The 17,635-nt window shown below is 35.0% G+C and carries 11 protein-coding genes and 6 tRNA genes; 13 read left to right on the top strand and 4 right to left on the bottom strand.

What is annotated here, in order from left to right:
* Window positions 1-185 precede the first annotated feature (185 nt).
* From QLQ95_RS01400 to QLQ95_RS01385, 4 genes are all read right to left on the bottom strand, one after another.
* A complete protein-coding gene (locus QLQ95_RS01400) occupies window positions 186-1,562 on the bottom strand; it encodes a T6SS phospholipase effector Tle1-like catalytic domain-containing protein (RefSeq protein ID WP_482502285.1) in 1,377 nt (458 codons plus the stop codon).
* A 2-nt stretch (window positions 1,563-1,564) separates the two neighbouring features.
* Window positions 1,565-2,611, bottom strand: coding sequence for a DUF2931 family protein (locus QLQ95_RS01395; protein ID WP_482502283.1), 1,047 nt, complete (start codon window positions 2,609-2,611; stop codon window positions 1,565-1,567).
* A 98-nt stretch (window positions 2,612-2,709) separates the two neighbouring features.
* A complete protein-coding gene (locus QLQ95_RS01390; RefSeq protein ID WP_428238167.1) occupies window positions 2,710-2,889 on the bottom strand; it encodes a hypothetical protein in 180 nt (59 codons plus the stop codon).
* An 11-nt stretch (window positions 2,890-2,900) separates the two neighbouring features.
* Window positions 2,901-4,703 carry a type VI secretion system Vgr family protein gene (locus QLQ95_RS01385; RefSeq protein ID WP_482502281.1) on the bottom strand — a complete coding sequence of 601 codons (1,803 nt, stop codon included), beginning with the start codon at window positions 4,701-4,703 and terminating at the stop codon, window positions 2,901-2,903.
* Between the two features lie 567 nt (window positions 4,704-5,270).
* Here QLQ95_RS01385 and QLQ95_RS01380 point away from each other — a divergent pair.
* The 13 genes from QLQ95_RS01380 (at window position 5,271) to QLQ95_RS01320 (ending at window position 17,167) form a co-directional block, all read left to right on the top strand.
* Window positions 5,271-5,705, top strand: coding sequence for a hypothetical protein (locus tag QLQ95_RS01380; protein ID WP_482502279.1), 435 nt, complete (start codon window positions 5,271-5,273; stop codon window positions 5,703-5,705).
* A gap of 113 nt (window positions 5,706-5,818) precedes the next feature.
* Complete coding sequence (locus tag QLQ95_RS01375; RefSeq protein ID WP_095928895.1) at window positions 5,819-10,885, top strand: DUF4132 domain-containing protein; 5,067 nt, start codon at window positions 5,819-5,821, stop codon at window positions 10,883-10,885.
* 146 nt (window positions 10,886-11,031) lie between these two features.
* Window positions 11,032-11,748: a DUF434 domain-containing protein gene (locus QLQ95_RS01370; RefSeq protein ID WP_482502277.1), complete on the top strand. Its 717-nt coding sequence runs from the start codon at window positions 11,032-11,034 to the stop codon at window positions 11,746-11,748.
* A 54-nt stretch (window positions 11,749-11,802) separates the two neighbouring features.
* A complete protein-coding gene (locus QLQ95_RS01365; RefSeq protein WP_482502276.1) occupies window positions 11,803-13,182 on the top strand; it encodes an SDR family NAD(P)-dependent oxidoreductase in 1,380 nt (459 codons plus the stop codon).
* Window positions 13,183-13,259: 77 nt separating this feature from the next.
* Window positions 13,260-13,332 (top strand) — tRNA-Trp (locus QLQ95_RS01360).
* Window positions 13,333-13,454: 122 nt separating this feature from the next.
* Window positions 13,455-13,528, top strand: a tRNA-Ala gene (locus QLQ95_RS01355).
* A 109-nt stretch (window positions 13,529-13,637) separates the two neighbouring features.
* Window positions 13,638-13,708, top strand: a tRNA-Ser gene (locus QLQ95_RS01350).
* A gap of 893 nt (window positions 13,709-14,601) precedes the next feature.
* Window positions 14,602-14,675, top strand: a tRNA-Arg gene (locus QLQ95_RS01345).
* 150 nt (window positions 14,676-14,825) lie between these two features.
* A tRNA-Pro gene (locus tag QLQ95_RS01340) sits at window positions 14,826-14,897 on the top strand.
* A gap of 98 nt (window positions 14,898-14,995) precedes the next feature.
* Window positions 14,996-15,081, top strand: a tRNA-Leu gene (locus QLQ95_RS01335).
* A gap of 27 nt (window positions 15,082-15,108) precedes the next feature.
* Window positions 15,109-15,681, top strand: a complete 573-nt coding sequence (locus QLQ95_RS01330) for a hypothetical protein (protein WP_482502274.1) — start codon at window positions 15,109-15,111, stop codon at window positions 15,679-15,681.
* 139 nt (window positions 15,682-15,820) lie between these two features.
* Complete coding sequence (locus QLQ95_RS01325; RefSeq protein WP_320492144.1) at window positions 15,821-16,369, top strand: 3'-5' exonuclease; 549 nt, start codon at window positions 15,821-15,823, stop codon at window positions 16,367-16,369.
* A 12-nt stretch (window positions 16,370-16,381) separates the two neighbouring features.
* Window positions 16,382-17,167 carry an ATP-grasp domain-containing protein gene (locus QLQ95_RS01320; RefSeq protein ID WP_095928890.1) on the top strand — a complete coding sequence of 262 codons (786 nt, stop codon included), beginning with the start codon at window positions 16,382-16,384 and terminating at the stop codon, window positions 17,165-17,167.
* The last annotated feature ends 468 nt before the right edge of the window (window positions 17,168-17,635 follow it).

Here is a 17,635-nt window from a genome sequence, read left to right as displayed (position 1 = left end):
GTTTCCAGATTATATTATTTTGGCTATCCTGTGTGGGTTCCATACCAGTTCCCTCTGCTAGCGAGAGCATCCTGCTCGTGCGCTTGAGGCTTAATTTAATTCGGGGACATAAACTTAGTGTTCACGAGCGGGACGCTCTCGCTAGCAGGGGGAAGACACAGGAGTTTAAAAGTGAAGAGAAAGACCTAAAATGTTTTACGTTTTCGATTTTTTGTTGGCTCCATTCCTAAAGAACCATTATCAGCTGACCAATGCAGGTACTTATTACGAAGCTCCCTTAAATCTTTTTGTTCTTGTATTTCCTGCTTATATGTTTCAAAGAGTATATTTCCATCTTTAATACCTTTATATTTTGCATGAATTTCACCATACCATTTAAAATCATAAGGGTTTGCATCACCAAAAACATATTTTCGCAAACGCTTTTTTACTCGCATAAGCAAAGCATCCTTAGAAATACTGTATTTTTTTATTTCTAATTTTTCCATGTTAAATGGTACTTTTTGTGCAGCTATGGCCGATTCTGCCATAAAATGCAATGTAATATAGCTGTAAGTGTTTTTTAAGTTCCTTACGCCTTTTAATTCGTGTTTAGGGCCAAAGAAAGAAATTTGCAGCTGATCATCAAGATACCAAGATTCGGCAATCAGCTTTTCTGAAAGTTTATTAAGCACTTCTTTAAAATTTTTCTCAATGATTGCAACTGTTTCAACGCCATTATTATAACTGCCGCCGATGTCTGAGTGCACGCCAGGAAATTCTTTCTCTTTTCCTATAGTAGTTTTGGTAAGCGAAAAATTATTACGGTGTTCATCAGTTGCAATAAAATGCATTACAGTATTCGCTTTAGACAGATTATTTAAAGGTATCTCCGTTTTGTCATTCTCGAAATTAGGTTTTGCACTTGCCAGTGCTGAATAAGACGAAACCGTATCAAAAAGCCCCAAAAAACGTACTTTTATCAGACTTACTTTGATACCGTTTTGTGCCAGATAATATCCCAAATACCCTGCTTTGTTTTTTTGATTGACAGATAAAGGCATAGCTTTTTTGCTGATTTCATTTAGAAAGACTCTGGCAGCGGCTGCACCACGACTGAAACCAAAAACATCCAGATAAAGTACAGGCACTTCTTTGTTTTTACTTTCTTTGTCGATTGTTGCAGCCAACTTTTTACAGCCTTCTTGTACTTTAGCTAATATGCCTGTATCTCCAGTACCAAAACCAGCACCTAATAGTTCATCACTTTTTTCTTTTACGGTACCGATTCCGTCAACATATACCGCCAAATTATCTGGATATACGTCATGAAGTCGTGCTACATTAGACCAAGCATTATAATAACTGCTGCTTTCATGATCTCTGCCATATCTTCTATAAGCTTCTGCCGAAATTTCTTCTTCGGGCGTTAATTTTTCGCCTCTTGCTCTTTTATCATAATATTCCTTGGCTTTGGTATTGTTTTTATTGTTATTGGTTCCATCAAAAAAAACTCCTATAGTTAAATCTTGTGTTTCATCCTCTTTTTCAGGCGGCGTGTAATCTCCAAATATTATACTCATAATCAATTCAATTTACCTGTTCGCGTTACTCTTTCTCTTATAGGATATTGTTTGCCTCCTTGTTCAATATACAAATCAGTAACTCGTTCTGACTTATTTTCAAGATCAGGGTTAATTTTTATAACCATTTCTGCGGGTTTGTTTTTATCAATATGCTCCTTAAACAATTTCCTAATTTCGTTTTTATCAAAATCCATTGGGAATTCATCATATCCGCTTATTTCAAGGTATTTTGCCCAATAATACTTATCTTGGGTGAAAGCAATGCGGGATACAAACTCTTGTTCTTTTTTGCCGTTTGTAACAGACCAAAAAATTTGAAAAGCACAAGGAATTGCCCTATGCCTTTGGTCAGTTGGTCTGTCGAAAGGGTCTTCGAATTCTCCATTGGACATTTTAATGTACAATCTACTAATTTTCGAACCTTCTGGTAATATTACTTTTGGTCTCCATAGGTATTTTTTCCTATAGGCTTCGTAAACCTCTGCTGGCGGATATCCATTTTGGCTTATATATTCTCTTAATTCTTTGGAAATTGTGCCATCATATGTTAGCATATCCTTGGCATAGTTTTTTTCAAACATATACTTTTCCTCTTCGGTAATCAGTTTGGGATCTAAAATAGTTTCATGAGCTTGAAACCTCGCTACTTCTACCTGCTTGTCTGTTCCTGCAACCCAAACCACCACCATTCCTTTTGGACCTAATCCAATGTTTATGCAATTATAAGGTTTTGTTTCAGCTTCCGGACCTTTTTTAGAATAATAGCCTTCATCAAAAAGTTGCTGTATTTTTTCAACAGGAAGCTTCCATTCTCCTTTATAAAATTTATCGTCTACATAAGACAGCCATGTCATATCTAGTCTATGAGGCACGGGAGCTTTGATGTCCGTGTCACTTATACTACGTCCCCATCCAGCATTACTAAAACCTCCCATTTGACTAAAAAAATAACCTCCTGCTGCTCCCGTATAGACTTCAACCGGATATTCTTTTGGGGCTGAAATATGTGCAGACCACTCATATTTTTTTTCTATATATGAACTCATTGTTATTATTACTACAGTTATTACTACTATGATTATGAAACCTAATAAAATGTTATATTTTCTGACACTATTTTTTCTCACCTCTAATGGTTGTTATTTTAAGATTGTTTTTCTTCGCCATGAGCTATTATTTTTTTTCCACTTATTAAATTTAAATCTCCTTTTGTAGCTTCAAAATTTAATTTGTTGGAATCTTTTTCAAGTTTTCCTTTAACAACTAATTGATAGTCCTCTATAACTTTTATTTTAATATTTTTTGCTCGTTTAGTTATTCCCATAATTTAAAAAATTAAAAAAGATTAGATTTTTCAGCACTATTAATATGGACTTGTTTTCCACTTTGTATAGTCATATTTTCTTCATTACTATAGAGGCTTACTTCTGAAGCTATTTCATTTGAGATGTCTGAAGTGCGACTAAAATCCTTTTCAACAAGTTCAGTTCTATTATCTGAGCGCTCCAGAATAGTGCCTTCCGCATTTATAAAAATATCATTTCCTGCTTCTTGCGTCATATTGTTTCCTGCACTCATATCAATATCAGTTCCTGCTTTTACTGTTATGCTCTCGCTAGCCTCAAAAACAATATTTTTAGCGCGTATTGTAACTGTTTCAGGAGAGGTCACATTAATGCTTTTTGTTTCTTCATTCATATGCAATTCATTCCCGCTTGGGTCAGAAAGCCAGATGCCCACTTTTTCAATAAACTTGAAAAGCTGTCCAAAAGGGAGTTTCCATCCTTTTATTCGGTTTTCGGCATCAAAGAAATCGGGCATTTCTTTTCCGTTGTAATAGGTGCCAGAAACATACGGGCGTTCTGCATTGCCGGCTTCAAAGCTCACCTGAACTTCTTCGCCAATTTCGGGCCTGAAGTAAAGCCCTTTTCCAGAACCGGAGTAAGGCTGAACCACCCGCATCCAATCGCTTTTGCTTGTCCAGCCATTCCAGAAAAAATCCACTTTTATGCGTCCCATTTTTTCAGGGTCGTTATTGTCAATTACTATTGCGGGCTGGCTTTCGGCGGTAGCAAATACATTTACGTCTGTGTAGTGCGGCGCTGCCACATCGGAGGGAATTGCTTTGAATTGGCAGGTGTAATTTCCGTTTACTTCAGAGCGGTGCGTAATTTCAACAGCCAGCAGGTGGTGCTCTACGTTCTTGTTTTCGATGAAAAAAGTCTGTCCCAAACCTATAGGCAGATAGGAGGTGCCGCTGTAAAATATGCTGTTGGCATCGCGTGCAGCGGTCTGCATTTTCACCATTTCGTCAATTTCCTCTTTATTTTGGGCGTTGCTGGTATACGCGCCGTTTTCAAGTCCGGGTCTTACAATGTAAGGCTGCTTAAAGACGGCAAGCGATGCAAATCGGTCTTGGCTTCCTTCGGAGGTTTTTTCTGCACCATTTTTTATGCGTGAAGCGCTATTGTAGTCATAGCTGCTGAACGAGGTTTTATGCGAAATCAAGCTGGCCTCGATGCTAAAGTTATGGAGCGATGATTCGTTTATAAGCTTAATATCTGTGTTTTTAATCTGGCCAAACTGCATGCGCATTCCGTCAAAATAAAACCATTGGGCGTAGCGTGAAGAAAGGCGTTTAAGAAAATCAAAGCTTGTTTCGTTGTACTGGGTTTTAAAACTGAATTCCTTTGTATAAGTTGGAGTAATGGCTTCCCTCTGGTAAAATTCTCCTGAACTTTCTTCGGCAAAAATCTCCAGTCCGATCTGCTGGAGGCTTTTCTCGCGAAAGATTCTGGATTTTGGCATATCATCAAGAGCAATGGTATGGCTTATTCCTGTAACGTGCAGTCCGGCAGGGCTTCCGTTCTTATCGATAGAGCCCAATTTTGTAATTCTCCCTTTAGACATTAAGCGGATGCCTTTTACCTTAAAGGTAAAAATTACCTCGCTGCCAATGTAACTGCTAATAGCTTTTTCCTGATCCTGCGGAGCAATGATAGGTTTTCCGGTGTATTGCCAAAAGAAAGAAAAATGATGGTGGTCTGCCATTTTTTGGGAAAGCTCAAGATTGTAATAAATCACATTTTGGGTAAAGCCTTCTATGGTGATATTTACCTGTTCGGAGAATTTTGACATTTTTTAGAAATTTAAATAGTGTAGTGATTGGTTAAATTGAAATCTATTTTTTAAAGAACTTGGCATTGCCGAAAACCGATTCTTTGGCGGTCAGTTCTATGGATAAGAGCATTAGAATTTGCTCATGCTGTTACATTCTTCTTCGTTGATTTATAGTTTGCTAGAAAGCTCATGCTGTTAATTTTAAGGTTAATGAGATGCAATAGTTTTGTGATCCTTTATTCTTATATAGAGAAGGATAGGGGGATTTCTAGATGTAATTGGGTTTACTGCTGGTATATTCGCAGTACTTTTAGTGTGGTATTTGGTAAATATATAGTGAAGGGATAAATAAAGAATGCCTCTAAAAGACAAAAGAATAGCAGAATAAGGTTTTTGTTATGTGATTTAAGGTCAAAACGCTACAAATAAAAACCCAAACCCTGCCAATACCAATTGGCAGGGTATTTTTTTACAATCAAATAGTACTTTTAATTCCTAGATTTTTTAACATTTAAAAGACATTATTTTAAGGCCAAATCACTCTAAAATTCTTACATTACCCTTTTAAAATAAAAGCCGATAAAGATGAATATAAACATCTCAGTTAAACAATTAGGAAAAAAACATCCGCTACTTCAGGAAAAGAATATAGATCTAGCAGTAGAAAATCCTATCATTACTACACAAAAACTCATAGAATCGATTGTTGACCATCAGGTACAATTGTTCCGTTCTTCATCCTTTGAGTTTGAAGACGAAGACAAAATCCATCTTCCCAAAGAAAATTATTTACCCATTCTTACCGATACCGGAAAAGTAGGTTTTGGCGCGCTGTACAATCACAATCAAGTAGATTTGGCCAAAGCGCAGGAAAATGCCATTGTAGCTTTCGAAGACGGTTTGTATGCTATTTTCTACGGAGACGATCAGCTGGAAATGTTAACCGAACAAATCGATTTATCTCAAAACAAATCCATCACTTTTATCAGGCTGACTTTCTTGGCGGGAAGCTACTGGTAATTAAAATTCCAAAAAATAAATCCCAAATTCCAAAATTGTTTGGGGAAATCCTTCTACTTCGCTCAGAACGACAAAGTGAAGTAATCTAAAATCAGAAATCTAAAATAAACAATATGACAATTGAAGATTTATTAAAAAGTAAAGTAATCGAAAATCCAATTAAGAGATTTAAAAAAGAATTGGAAGAAATTGTAAACAGTAATCTGGTTACTAAATTATTTTCTAAAACAAAACTAAAAAAAGAAGTAGCGGAGTTTGGTCTAGAACTCGTAAAACTTCAGGACAATTATTACAGCAATTATATTTCGCTGGGTTCTACAGAAGCCGAAAAGTTTGCGACTTTGGTAAAAGAGAATATGTGGGAAGATCAAAATTACTACGATCTTTTGCTTTACTTTTTTGGCGAAGAAAACGCCGCCTACGTAAAAGAAGCTTGGAGCAGATTGCCTCAAAAAATGTATCAGACAGGTTATACGCGAAGAGCATTTAGGGCACCAAATCACAAAAGTTATTTGCTGGTCAATCAGATTAATTTTCTGCGTTCTTTGCTAAACGGACCTTACAAATACAATTATCAGGACAGCACCACTTTTTATTATGATTTTAGTATTGAAGATGAAATTCGTTACGATACCGAGATTTCAAATACCATTACTAAATTCATGGTTTGGTCTGCTGCATTGGATTCTGGTAAGGAAGGACTTTTCCAATTATTTGAAGACATTATTTTCAATAAAGATCCGTACGGAAAAGTGTCTAGAAATATCATCAAAGCCCTTTTAAACAGCGAAAAGCAGGGAAACTGGGAGTTGGTAGAAAAACTGCTTTTGGCGGCTCAACGTCAGGAAGGTTTGCGCCAGACGATTCTGGAAGCTTTAGACGAAACAAGCATTGGCGCTTTGCAATACATGATTAAAGTGCTTATTGATAATAAACTGACTCGTTTTTCATCGGTTGTAAGAGCGATTGATACGTGGACAGGTTTGGGTTGGGATTCTGAAAAAGAAACTACAGTTCGAAATATTATCGAGTTGGCTTCGGGTTATTTTTCAAAACCAGAAACGATTGCGACTGGCGTAAAAAGCAAAAATAATAACGAAGTCTATATGGCGCTTTGGGTTCAAGGTGTTTTGGATGTCGAGAAAACAGTTCCGTATCTGCACGAATTATTAGAAAAAAGTTCGGTCGAAAAGAAATCGCTGGCATTGAAATTTGCGGGAGAAACCAACGATCCTTATATCGAAATGCCTCTTTATTTTAAAGCGTTAGAAGATGAGAATCTGCAGGTTTTAGCGTTTGCCGTTCCGAGAATGAATGCTTTGTTGGAAGCCAATACAAAGTCGAAGTTTTATATCGAAAATGCAGATTATCCGAACTTCTTTGATAAAGTTTACAATCTTGCACAAAGCATTGCCGAAAAAGAAAAAACTTTTGAAGGAAAAGTATTTTCGTGGTTAAATGTAAAATTCGAAAGAGATACGCTTTATGCCGCAGCGATTAATTTGGTGGGCGATAATACCGAAAGATTAGAAGCGGTTTTGCAACATTTTGAAGGCTTCTCGATCAATTTAAGAGAGAAACTGACCAGAAATTTATTGGGAAGTTTTTACAGCTATTCGTATTACAGCAATCAAAACAATTCAACCAAAACAGAACCGACTGAATTTCAAAGAAATTTTGCTTTGCGAATTTTAAAAGACAGAGGAGAATCTCTTGTGGCTTCTGCGGTTAATGTTTTAAAAGATTTGAGTTTAACCGAAGAGGAATTGGCTGTTTTTCAGGAATTATTTAAACGTAAAAATTCTAATTTAAAAAAGAATCTAACAGCGATTCTGATTAAACAAGAAGATCAGAAAGTAGTCAAATTTGTTGATCAGACCGTAGAAAAAGGCGATTTGGAACAGCGTATGTCTATGTTGGACGTAATGCTGCAGCTTCAGAAAAACAATAAACTGACGGATAAGGTTAACGATTGGGTAAAAGATTATCTGCAAAGGCCAAAAATTACAGAGAAAGAAACCAAATTTATTGAGCAGTTAGAACCTTCAAAAAAGAAAGATCTTTTAAGCGCAGAAAACGGTTACGGATTTTTTACGCCAAACGAAATTTCAGTTTACGAATTGCCAAAACCAAAAGCAGATTCTGTGTATGCAAAAGCGGTAAAAGAACATCAGTACGGTTTTTCCAAATCGATGTCGCATATTAAAGACGAAATTGCGAAGCTTTATAAATTGTTTGAAGAAAACAGAAATTACGAATACGAAATTGAAAACTACGATAATAGCAAATCGACTGTTTTATTGGGGAATTCTTTTAGACCATTAAAAAATCTAAAAGACGATAAGAATTCAGAATTGGCTGCAACCAATTATCCGTTGTATGAAGTTTGGGAAGAATGGTTTAAAAATTCAGGTTTAGTAGAACGTGATTTGTTTTTGCTAACGTTTGTAAGCAATTGCGATCGAAAAATCTGGAGAGATTTTCTAGAAAAGCATGTTTTTTATTATAAAGAATTACTGCCACACCCAAACAAAAGAGGTTACGATTGGGATAATGCGATTCTGAATATTCTGAATGCGTTGCAAGTAAAATATGCTTTTGAAGAAAAAGTAGATTTCTTAATTGACGCTAGTAGCGCTTTGTATGCAGATCTTCCAGAGTCTGTAAAAGAGTTTGAATACGTGCCAGGTAAAAATGAATATTATTACAATAACAACAACGGAAACGGTTGGCAAAGCCAGAACTTTTTTGATGTTTATCTAAACAGAATCGACTTAAGAAATGTAACTACAGAACAAGAAATTAAGATATGGAATCTGTACAGATGGAGACAGTTAAACGGACTGGAAAAAAATATTTCGCACTGCAAACCTTTTGTTCAGTTATATAGTGCTGCATTTGAACAAAAGTTAATTACCGAAGGTGAATTGTACGAAGGTATTTTGGAACCAGAAAGAATTTCATTTTTAACGGGCGGAACCAGAAATTATAGAAATCAAGGAAGCGAAGACTTATTGGTTAGATTTCCGTTCCTAGTTTCGATGATAGATAAAATTCGCGAAACATTTTTGGATGTTGAGGTTAAGAGAGGAGATTCTAATACTTCGGTAACGCATTTGGTACAGAGTTTCCAGAAGATTTTTGGTGCCAACCGTTTGGTCGAATTGATTACAGCGCTTGGTAAAGCAAGTTTATACAAAGGGTATATTTATTCTTGGAGTTATACCGATTTAACGAAACAGAAATTATTTAGCTTCTTACTGAAAAGATGTTATCCGCTAGAGACAGATACACAAGAAAGCTTTAATGCTTTAATTAAAAAAGCTAAAATCTCTGAAGAAAGACTGATTCAGACTGCTATTTATGCGCCTCAATGGCAAAAGTTTATTAGCAGTTATTTAGATTGGAATGGTCTGGACGAAGGAATCTGGTGGTTTCATGCGCATACCAAAACAGCATCTTACAGTGCTACAAATTCGGAATTAGAAAGTGAAGCGGCGAGATTTTCGACTTTAGATTTGCAAGATTTTAAAGATGGTGCCGTAGATAAAGATTGGTTTACATCGGCTTACAAAAAACTTGGAAAAGCAAAATGGGAAATGCTGTACGAATCGGCTAAATATGTAACAGACGGAAACGGCCACCGTCGTGCGCGTTTATATGCAGACACGATTACAGGCGATTTGAAAATCAGGGAAGTTACGGCCAAAGTAAAAGACAAACGTGATCAAGATTATTTGCGCGTTTACGGATTGGTGCCTTTAAGTAAAGCAAGTCCAGAAAAAGATATTTTGGCGCGTTACGAGTATTTACAGCAGTTTAAAAAAGAAAGTAAAGAATTTGGATCGATGAAACAGGCGAGCGAAGCTTTGGCGATTCGTGTGGCATTGGAAAACTTAGCCAGAAATGCAGGTTATCCAGATCCAGTTCGTTTGACTTGGGCAATGGAAACCAAGCAAGTTCAAAATATATTATCAAAAGAAACCGAAGTGGTTTTAGATGATGTAACCATAAGTTTGGTCATTAATAATGAAGGAAAAGCCGATTTGGTTACCTATAAAGCAGGAAAAGAATTAAAATCGATTCCGCCGAAATACAAAAAAGACAAAGGAATTCTAGAACTGACGAATTACAGAAAAACGATGCGCGAGCAATGGACACGTTCGAGAAAAGGTTTGGAAGAAAGTATGATTCGCGGAGACGAGTTTTTATTCGCAGAAATGCAAAACCTTTTTGAGCATCCCATTATTTCAAAACATCTAGAGAAATTGGTTTTTATTTCTAATGACAATCAGATTGGTTTTTATGTTGATGGAAGTTTAGTGACCGGTTTAGGAGAAATAATTTCGTTGAATCAAAGTCAGACTTTCAGAATTGCACACTGTTTCGATTTGCATAAAAATAATGTTTGGGTAGATTATCAGAAATATTGTTTTGACAATAAATTGCAACAGCCATTTAAGCAAGTTTTTAGAGAATTGTATGTTCCAACGCCAGATGAATTAAAAGAGAAATCGGTTTCAAGACGTTATGCAGGGCATCAAGTACAGCCGAATCAAACTTTGGCTTTATTGAAAACAAGAGGCTGGAAAGTAGATTATGAGGAAGGATTGCAGAAAGTTTTCCATAAAGAAGGCTATCAGGTAAAAATGTATGCAATGGCAGATTGGTTTTCGCCAGCAGATGTAGAAAGTCCGACTTTAGAAACTATCGAATTTCATTCTTTAAAAGATTATAAAAACATTGCTTTTGAAGATATCAATCCGAGAATTTTCTCAGAAGTAATGCGCGACATTGATTTAGTGGTAAGCGTTGCCCATGTTGGCGGAGTTGATCCTGAAGCGAGTCATTCTTCTATAGAAATGAGAGCAGTATTGTTAAGAGAAACACTTCGTTTATTTAAAATTAAAAATGTTGAAATTACCGGAAACCATGCCATCATAAAAGGACAATTGGCAGAATACAGCGTACATTTAGGAAGCGCGATTGTACATCAGGTTCCGGGTAAATATTTATCGATATTGCCAATTCATTCGCAACACAGAGGACGTTTGTTCCTTCCATTTGCAGACGACGATCCGAAATCGGCTGAGGTTATGTCTAAAGTTTTATTGTTTGCGAAAGACAATGAAATTCAGGATCCAACTATTTTAAGTCAGATTGATAAGACGTATGCTTAAATTAAAAATAGAAAAGGCTGTTCAATAGTAGAACAGCCTTTTTTAAATTCTAATTTTTTTTAAGATAAAAGATAAAAAGGCGAAGTAGTTGTAGTTGGTAACAAAAAAAGAACGTTACTTTATCAAAGCTTTAACTTCAATAAAAAATGACAAATCTAAAAAACCGGGGAAAAGAAGCCAGCGATGATGCGCTCTTCGGAACTTTAAAAATGCAACAGAAACTAAAAGAAGCTGTTGCAGATATGCACTACTTTCTTAGCAGAGGTTATGGCGAAAAAGCAACATTGGTTTTGGTTGGAAATCGCTACCGTTTAAATGCGCGTCAGCAACAAGCTGTTCGTGGAATGAGTGCCTCCCAAAGTCAGATTGTAGACCGAAAATCAAAGGAAATTCAAAATAAGGATCTAGAAGGGAAAGAAATTGTTATTGATGGTTTTAATGTGTTAATTTTGCTGGAAAGCATCTTATCAAAAGCCTATGTTTTTACAGGATTAGATGGTTATATAAGAGATTTGTCAAGTGTTTATGGAACTTATAGAAAGGTAAATCAAACTTCGCAGGCTATTGACATAATAGTGGATTTTTTTAGAAACGAAAAAATAAAAAAGGCGCATTGGTTGTTTGATAAGCCCGTTTCTAATAGCGGAAAATTAAAACAGATAATTGAAGAAATCGCTTTGAAAAATTGTTTAGATTGGAAAGTCGAACTAGTCAATAATCCTGATAAAGTTATGTCAGAAAGTAATCAAATTGCAATAACATCTGACGCGTGGATTTTAGATCATGCTTTGGCAAATTTTAATTTGATGAAATATGTTTTGACTCATCTCAATATAACTGAAACTATAATTTGCAGTAAATAAATAAAAAAAGAATGTTCTTTTTAATGAGACCAAAGCTGTAATTCTTTAAAAATAATGAAAGAAAACAATAACAACAATACCTATATTTTTAATGATGAAGAATGGAAAAGCTGTATAAAGGTTTTACAGGCTTTAAAAGACAATCCGTTGGAGAATCCTGACAACGATTTATTTGCGGGTTTGATTACCAAAATTCATAAAAATGCAAAAAAAAATATCCGAAGCGTCAGTTATACTTCAAAAAAGCAACAGGATTTTCAGGTTAGTATAAACGCGACTATAGTATCAAAAGCTTTAAAAGGAGAAACATTATTTTCAGAAAAAGAAAATCCAGAAGAACAACAATTTACCGAATTAAATCTGCCTAAAAATTGTTATGCCTGTAATCGATCTTATAAGTTGGCCCATAGTTTCTACACAAGACTTTGTCCAGAATGTGCAGAAGAAAACTATGAAAAACGTTTTCAGAATATAGATTTAAAAGGAAGAAACGTAATTTTAACTGGCGGACGAGTAAAGGTAGGTTTTGCAACAGCTTTAAAATTATTGCGAAGTAATGCCAATGTTGTACTTACAACCCGTTTTCCTGCGCTTGCGTTAGAACAGTTCAAACTTGAAGAAGATTTTGAGCAATGGGGAGAAAATCTGATTATTTATGGTCTGGATTTACGAAATCTAAATGCTATTAATGAATTTGTATCATTTTATAAATCCAAATTTGACAGTCTGGATATTTTAATAAATAATGCGGCTCAAACTATAAAATATCCAGATGAATATTATGTTCCATTAATTAGAAAAGAAGAAAACCTGCTTGGAGAATTTTCGGTAAATGTCCATCTGATTGCCAATAAAACTCAAGTAACATCAGAGGTAAAAGCTTTAGAATATGGTTTTGAAGAACAAACCGAAATCGCAATTTCGCGTTTTGGACAACCTGTTGATAATCGGGATAAAACCAGTTGGAATTCTACTTTGGAAGAAATTAGCATGTATGAGCTTGTTGAGGTTAATCTGATCAATCAAATTGCGCCTTATTTCCTGATAAAAGAACTTAAACCATTATTTTTAAACTCAGTATTCGATGAACGTTTTATTGTGAATGTGACATCTTCTGAGGGAATATTTAGTTATACTAACAAAACGATTTTTCACCCTCATACTAATATGACAAAAGCAGCACTGAATATGATGACACTTACTTCTGCCAAAGAATTTGCAGAAGATGACATCTTTATGACCAGTGTAGATGTTGGCTGGATTTCGACCGGAGCAAAAGAAAGTCTGCGAAAAAAGCAGTTTGAAGAAGGATATATTCCGCCGCTGGATTCTGTAGATGGAGCCAGCAGAATTTTTGATCCAATCGTGCAGGGTATTAAAGGAAAAAGTATATTTGGGGTCTTGTTGAAAAACTACAAAGTTTCCAATTGGTAAAAGTTAGGATAGTAGTTTAATTGGAAAAATATTCCCCCCACAGGAAAAGTTTTGGGTTCGAGTCCCAACTATCCACTAGGGTGTTAGCTCAATTGGAAGAGCGTTCCCCACCACTGGGAAAGGTACAGGTTCGAGTCCAGGTGCACCCTTTTTTTTAAAGTTGCAAAGGTTCAAAGAGACAAAGTGACAAAGTTTTTTGTTTCTTAATTTTTGCTTCAAAACTTTAAAAAAAAAACTTTTTGTCTTAGCGCCTTCATGGCAAATAAAATATAAAGGTGTTAGCTCAATTGGAAGAGCGTTTACCCAGCAGGTAAGAGGTTGCAGGTTCGAGTCCAGGCACACCTTTCTTTTTTAAGTTACAAAGACGCATAGTTTCAAAGTGACAAAGGTTTTTTTGCTTCAAAACTTAAAAGAAAACTTCGTGTCTTAGTGCCTTCGTGGTAAATAAAAATACAAAGGTGTTAGCTCAATTGGAAGAGCAACTGTTTGCTAAACAGAAGGATGCAGGTTCGAGTCCTTGCACACCTATTTTTTATTATGCATTTTCGCGCTAGTAAATTCTTAAAATATGCGTTTCCATTTATTGAATTTTATGTTGTTGAATATCAGTATATTTAAGTTGTTTAAAAAAAAATATGTTAAAATTAATTTCATTAGTCAATTTAAATTATGACAAAATATACTACATTTGTGGCCATAATTAAATATTAAAATACATATGACACTTTCAATCGCAAAATATTTTGACCACTTAGCAGGAGAACTTCCGGCTAAAGTATCAGGATGCAATATGTATTTTTATGAAATTAAAATGTAAAATTTAGAGTCAAACTCATCATAAAACAGAAAAGCGTCCTCAAAGTAGGGCGCTTTTTTTGTTTTTAACCACTTCGACTTCGTTCATTGTGACAATAAAATGGAATAGAAAGACAATAAAATGATAGAATATTAAACCATAACTAAAAAAACTAAAAAAATAATTGACAAAATGTTTAATGATTAAACCAAATAGCGAAATATAATCTTGAAAAGTAATCTGATGAGTAACAGTCATTTGATAAAAAGAGAAATCTGCACCAGTTTGCGGACAGGGATTTCTTTGGTTTAATTTTAAGTATAACTAATTGATAATCAGAAAAATAATCTTAAAAAATATTTGGAAATATGATTTTTTCGACATTATCTTTGCCGAACAAAATTGAAACACAGCGTTTCAAATAATAACAAGAATTTAAAATATAATACAGCATACAAAATGGCTTTACAAAATAAAATATCATACGGATTACCACTAAACGCAAGATTCGATCTTGGACGTTTGACAATGCAGGTGCATCAATATAGGCAATAGGATAGTTATATCACGTTGAATTTTGTAAAGCACCTTTGATCGGGTGCTTTTTTTATGCCCAAAAAAATGATTTTGTAGCTCAGTTGGATAGAGCGTCTGCCTACGGAGCAGATGGTCGAAGGTTCGAATCCTTCCAAAATCACTTGTTCTCTAGAAGGAACTGGCTCATTGGGGTTACTGGCTAACCTTCCCGATTGTCTCTCGGGAGAAACGGATTCGACTCCCGTATGAGCCGCTTTTTTAAAGTTTCTAAGTTTCTGAGATGCTAAGATTCTAAGTTACATAAATAGACCTGGGAAGATAACGGAGGTTGTTTACCCGCTTTGGATGCGGGAGGTCGCAGGTTCGAATCCTGCTTCCCAGACAAATGAAATGGTTTTTAAAGTTGCTGAGATTCGGATTTAAAAGTTTAAAAAACTTAGTCCCTTAGCATCTCAGAACCTTAGAAACTTAATTAAAAATGCAGGAATGGTGAAATGGTAAACACGGCTGATTTAGAATCAGTTTCCTGAGAGTTCGCCCCGATAGCTATCGGGACTCTTCCTGTACAAAATGAAGATTTAAAAAAATATACAATGAAAAAGATAAGCACATTATTCGCCAAAGATCCTAATGATTTAGGAAGGGTTATAGATAAAATTAATATTGAAAACAAATGGGTTTTTGAAGGAGAAGCTATTGCAACCAGAAAATTTGACGGTACATCTGTCGCAATTATAGAGGGTGAAATATTTAAAAGGTTTGATGCTAAAAATGGAAGAACAATTCCGTTGGGAGCAATTCCTTGCCAGGAAGCAGATCTAATTTCGGGACATCACCCACACTGGTTAAAATGTGATCGTTCAAAATCAGAGGATAAGCATTTCTTTGAAGGTTTTGATGGATTAGAAAATAAAGTTGATGGAACTTACGAATTATGCGGACCTAAAGTACAAGGAAACCCTGAAAATTTTGAGAAACATACATTGGTAAAACACGGAATTGAAATACTTGATTTTGTAAGTCTTGATTTTGAGGATTTAGAAATATTCTTATCAGAGAATGACATTGAAGGTATTGTTTTCCATCACATTTCAGATGAGCGAATGTGTAAATTAAGAAAATCAGATTTTGGTATTAAACGAATGGAAGTGATGCTTAATGGATAGTAATAGTAAAGAGTTATTAGAGATTAGCAGTCCGTCAGTTCGGGTATTTTTATGAGATACGAACAGCAATTTCAAAAAAAAGAAAATATCGGGAAATTGTGTATTTATTTAAAAAATAATAATTAATAATTTAGAAATCATGGTGTTATATGATAAAATTATAGTGATTGATATTGAAGCAACTTGCTGGGAATCTAAGGAGGAAACACTCTTAAATCAGAGAGAAATTATCGAGATAGGAGTATGCAAGTTAATATTATCGTCTGGAGAAATTGAAGATAAACAAAGTTTTTATATCAAACCAGAAGTTTCTCAAGTTTCTTCTTTTTGTAGCCAATTAACTGGAATTACAAATGAAAAACTACAGATAGAAGGAACTTCTCTTGAGAAAGCATTGAAGAAAATTAATTCCAAATATTCGGCAAAGTATAGAACATTTGCCGGTTATGGCGATTTTGATAAAGAAATATTAGAACAAGAATGTAAATCAAAAGCAATTGAAAACCCATTTAGAAATGACTATTTGAATATAAAGACACTTTTTAATTTAGTTTACCTTCAGGAGAAACCTAAAGGATTATTGAAAGAGCTAGAGTTAATAGGAGAATCTTTTGAAGGAGAGAATCATAATGGAGCGGATGATGCTTACAATGCAGCCAAATTGCTGTATAAAGTTTTAAAGAAATAAAAAATTAAAAAAATGAAAGAATTATACAACCGAATAGCCCTTGTTGGAATTGAACAAGAAGAGTATGATGTAATAAAAGCCAATTATTCAGGACATATTATTTGGCATCAGTCTATTCCTAAAATCGTAGTAAAAGATGAAGTGCTCTATATGGAAAAAGCCAATGGAGTTGGAATGCTTCCAGTTGATAAAGTGGTTTATTATGGAATTTACGATAATGATTTCGATTTTATTACTGGTTTAGCAATTTGGCGAGGAGACTGTTATCCGAATGCGGCAGCAATGTTGGATTGCCGATTTAAGATTCCGTGCCTGGTAAAAGCATTATCTCTTTCGAAATTTAGTGCACCTCGTGGGTTTATAAGTGCTGGAGCTTCTGTAACTATTGCAAATGATACGGTTGCCAAATGGGGTAATTGGCATTGCGGCGAGAATAAACATCGTTTTACAGGAGAATGGGAAAGCCAATTTACGGCTACAATTGAACCTTATTATGAAGGAGAAGCCGTTCGTATCATGATGATTGGAGATGTTTATTGGCAGATTAAATTAGAAGGAGACGATTGGTTAAAATCTATTCATCCTGATAACGCAGGTTTTATGCCTGTTGATGAAGATTTACTAGCAGATACAATTTATATCAAAGAAACTTTGAAGATGGATATGATTGGAAATGATTATATCGTTGGAAAAGATGGTTCTAAATATTTGTTAGAAGTAAATCATATTCCGAACATAACTCGATTTGATGAAGTAAGAGAAGCTTATTTATCGACGGTTATAGAATGGATTAATTAAAAAAAATATCCTGCGCAGAATAATTGCGCAGGATCATTTGAATCTTTGTTTTAGAAACAAAAAACGTTCTTAAAAAAAAAATGAATATCAAAGGAGACTTTGATTAAAAATATCAAACAAGCCTTGTTGGGTGTTTCTGTATAGCACCATTGTAGCAGACTTTTCGCGAAAGCGTATTATGTTTTTCTATGCAGCTTGGTTTGGAGGTTTTGATGGTTTTCCAAAAAATTATCGCACAAGGGATCTAAGGGTTGTGGGTTCGAATCCCATTCACAGTAATGTGGTAGCTCAATTTGGATAGAGCATTGGATGTGTTATGCAGGTTCGAATCCTGCACCGAACACGTTTCGGTTGGACGAATTGGTTAGTCGACGGGTCTCAAAAACCTGTAACAGTAGAGACCATCACTCTTAAAAAGATGACCATTAGAAAAAACTAATTTGTCTTTGTCAGTGAAATTAAGATTTT

This window comes from Flavobacterium sp. B330r, assembly GCF_056824325.1.
This window is presented reverse-complemented; position numbering and strand designations above follow the sequence as displayed.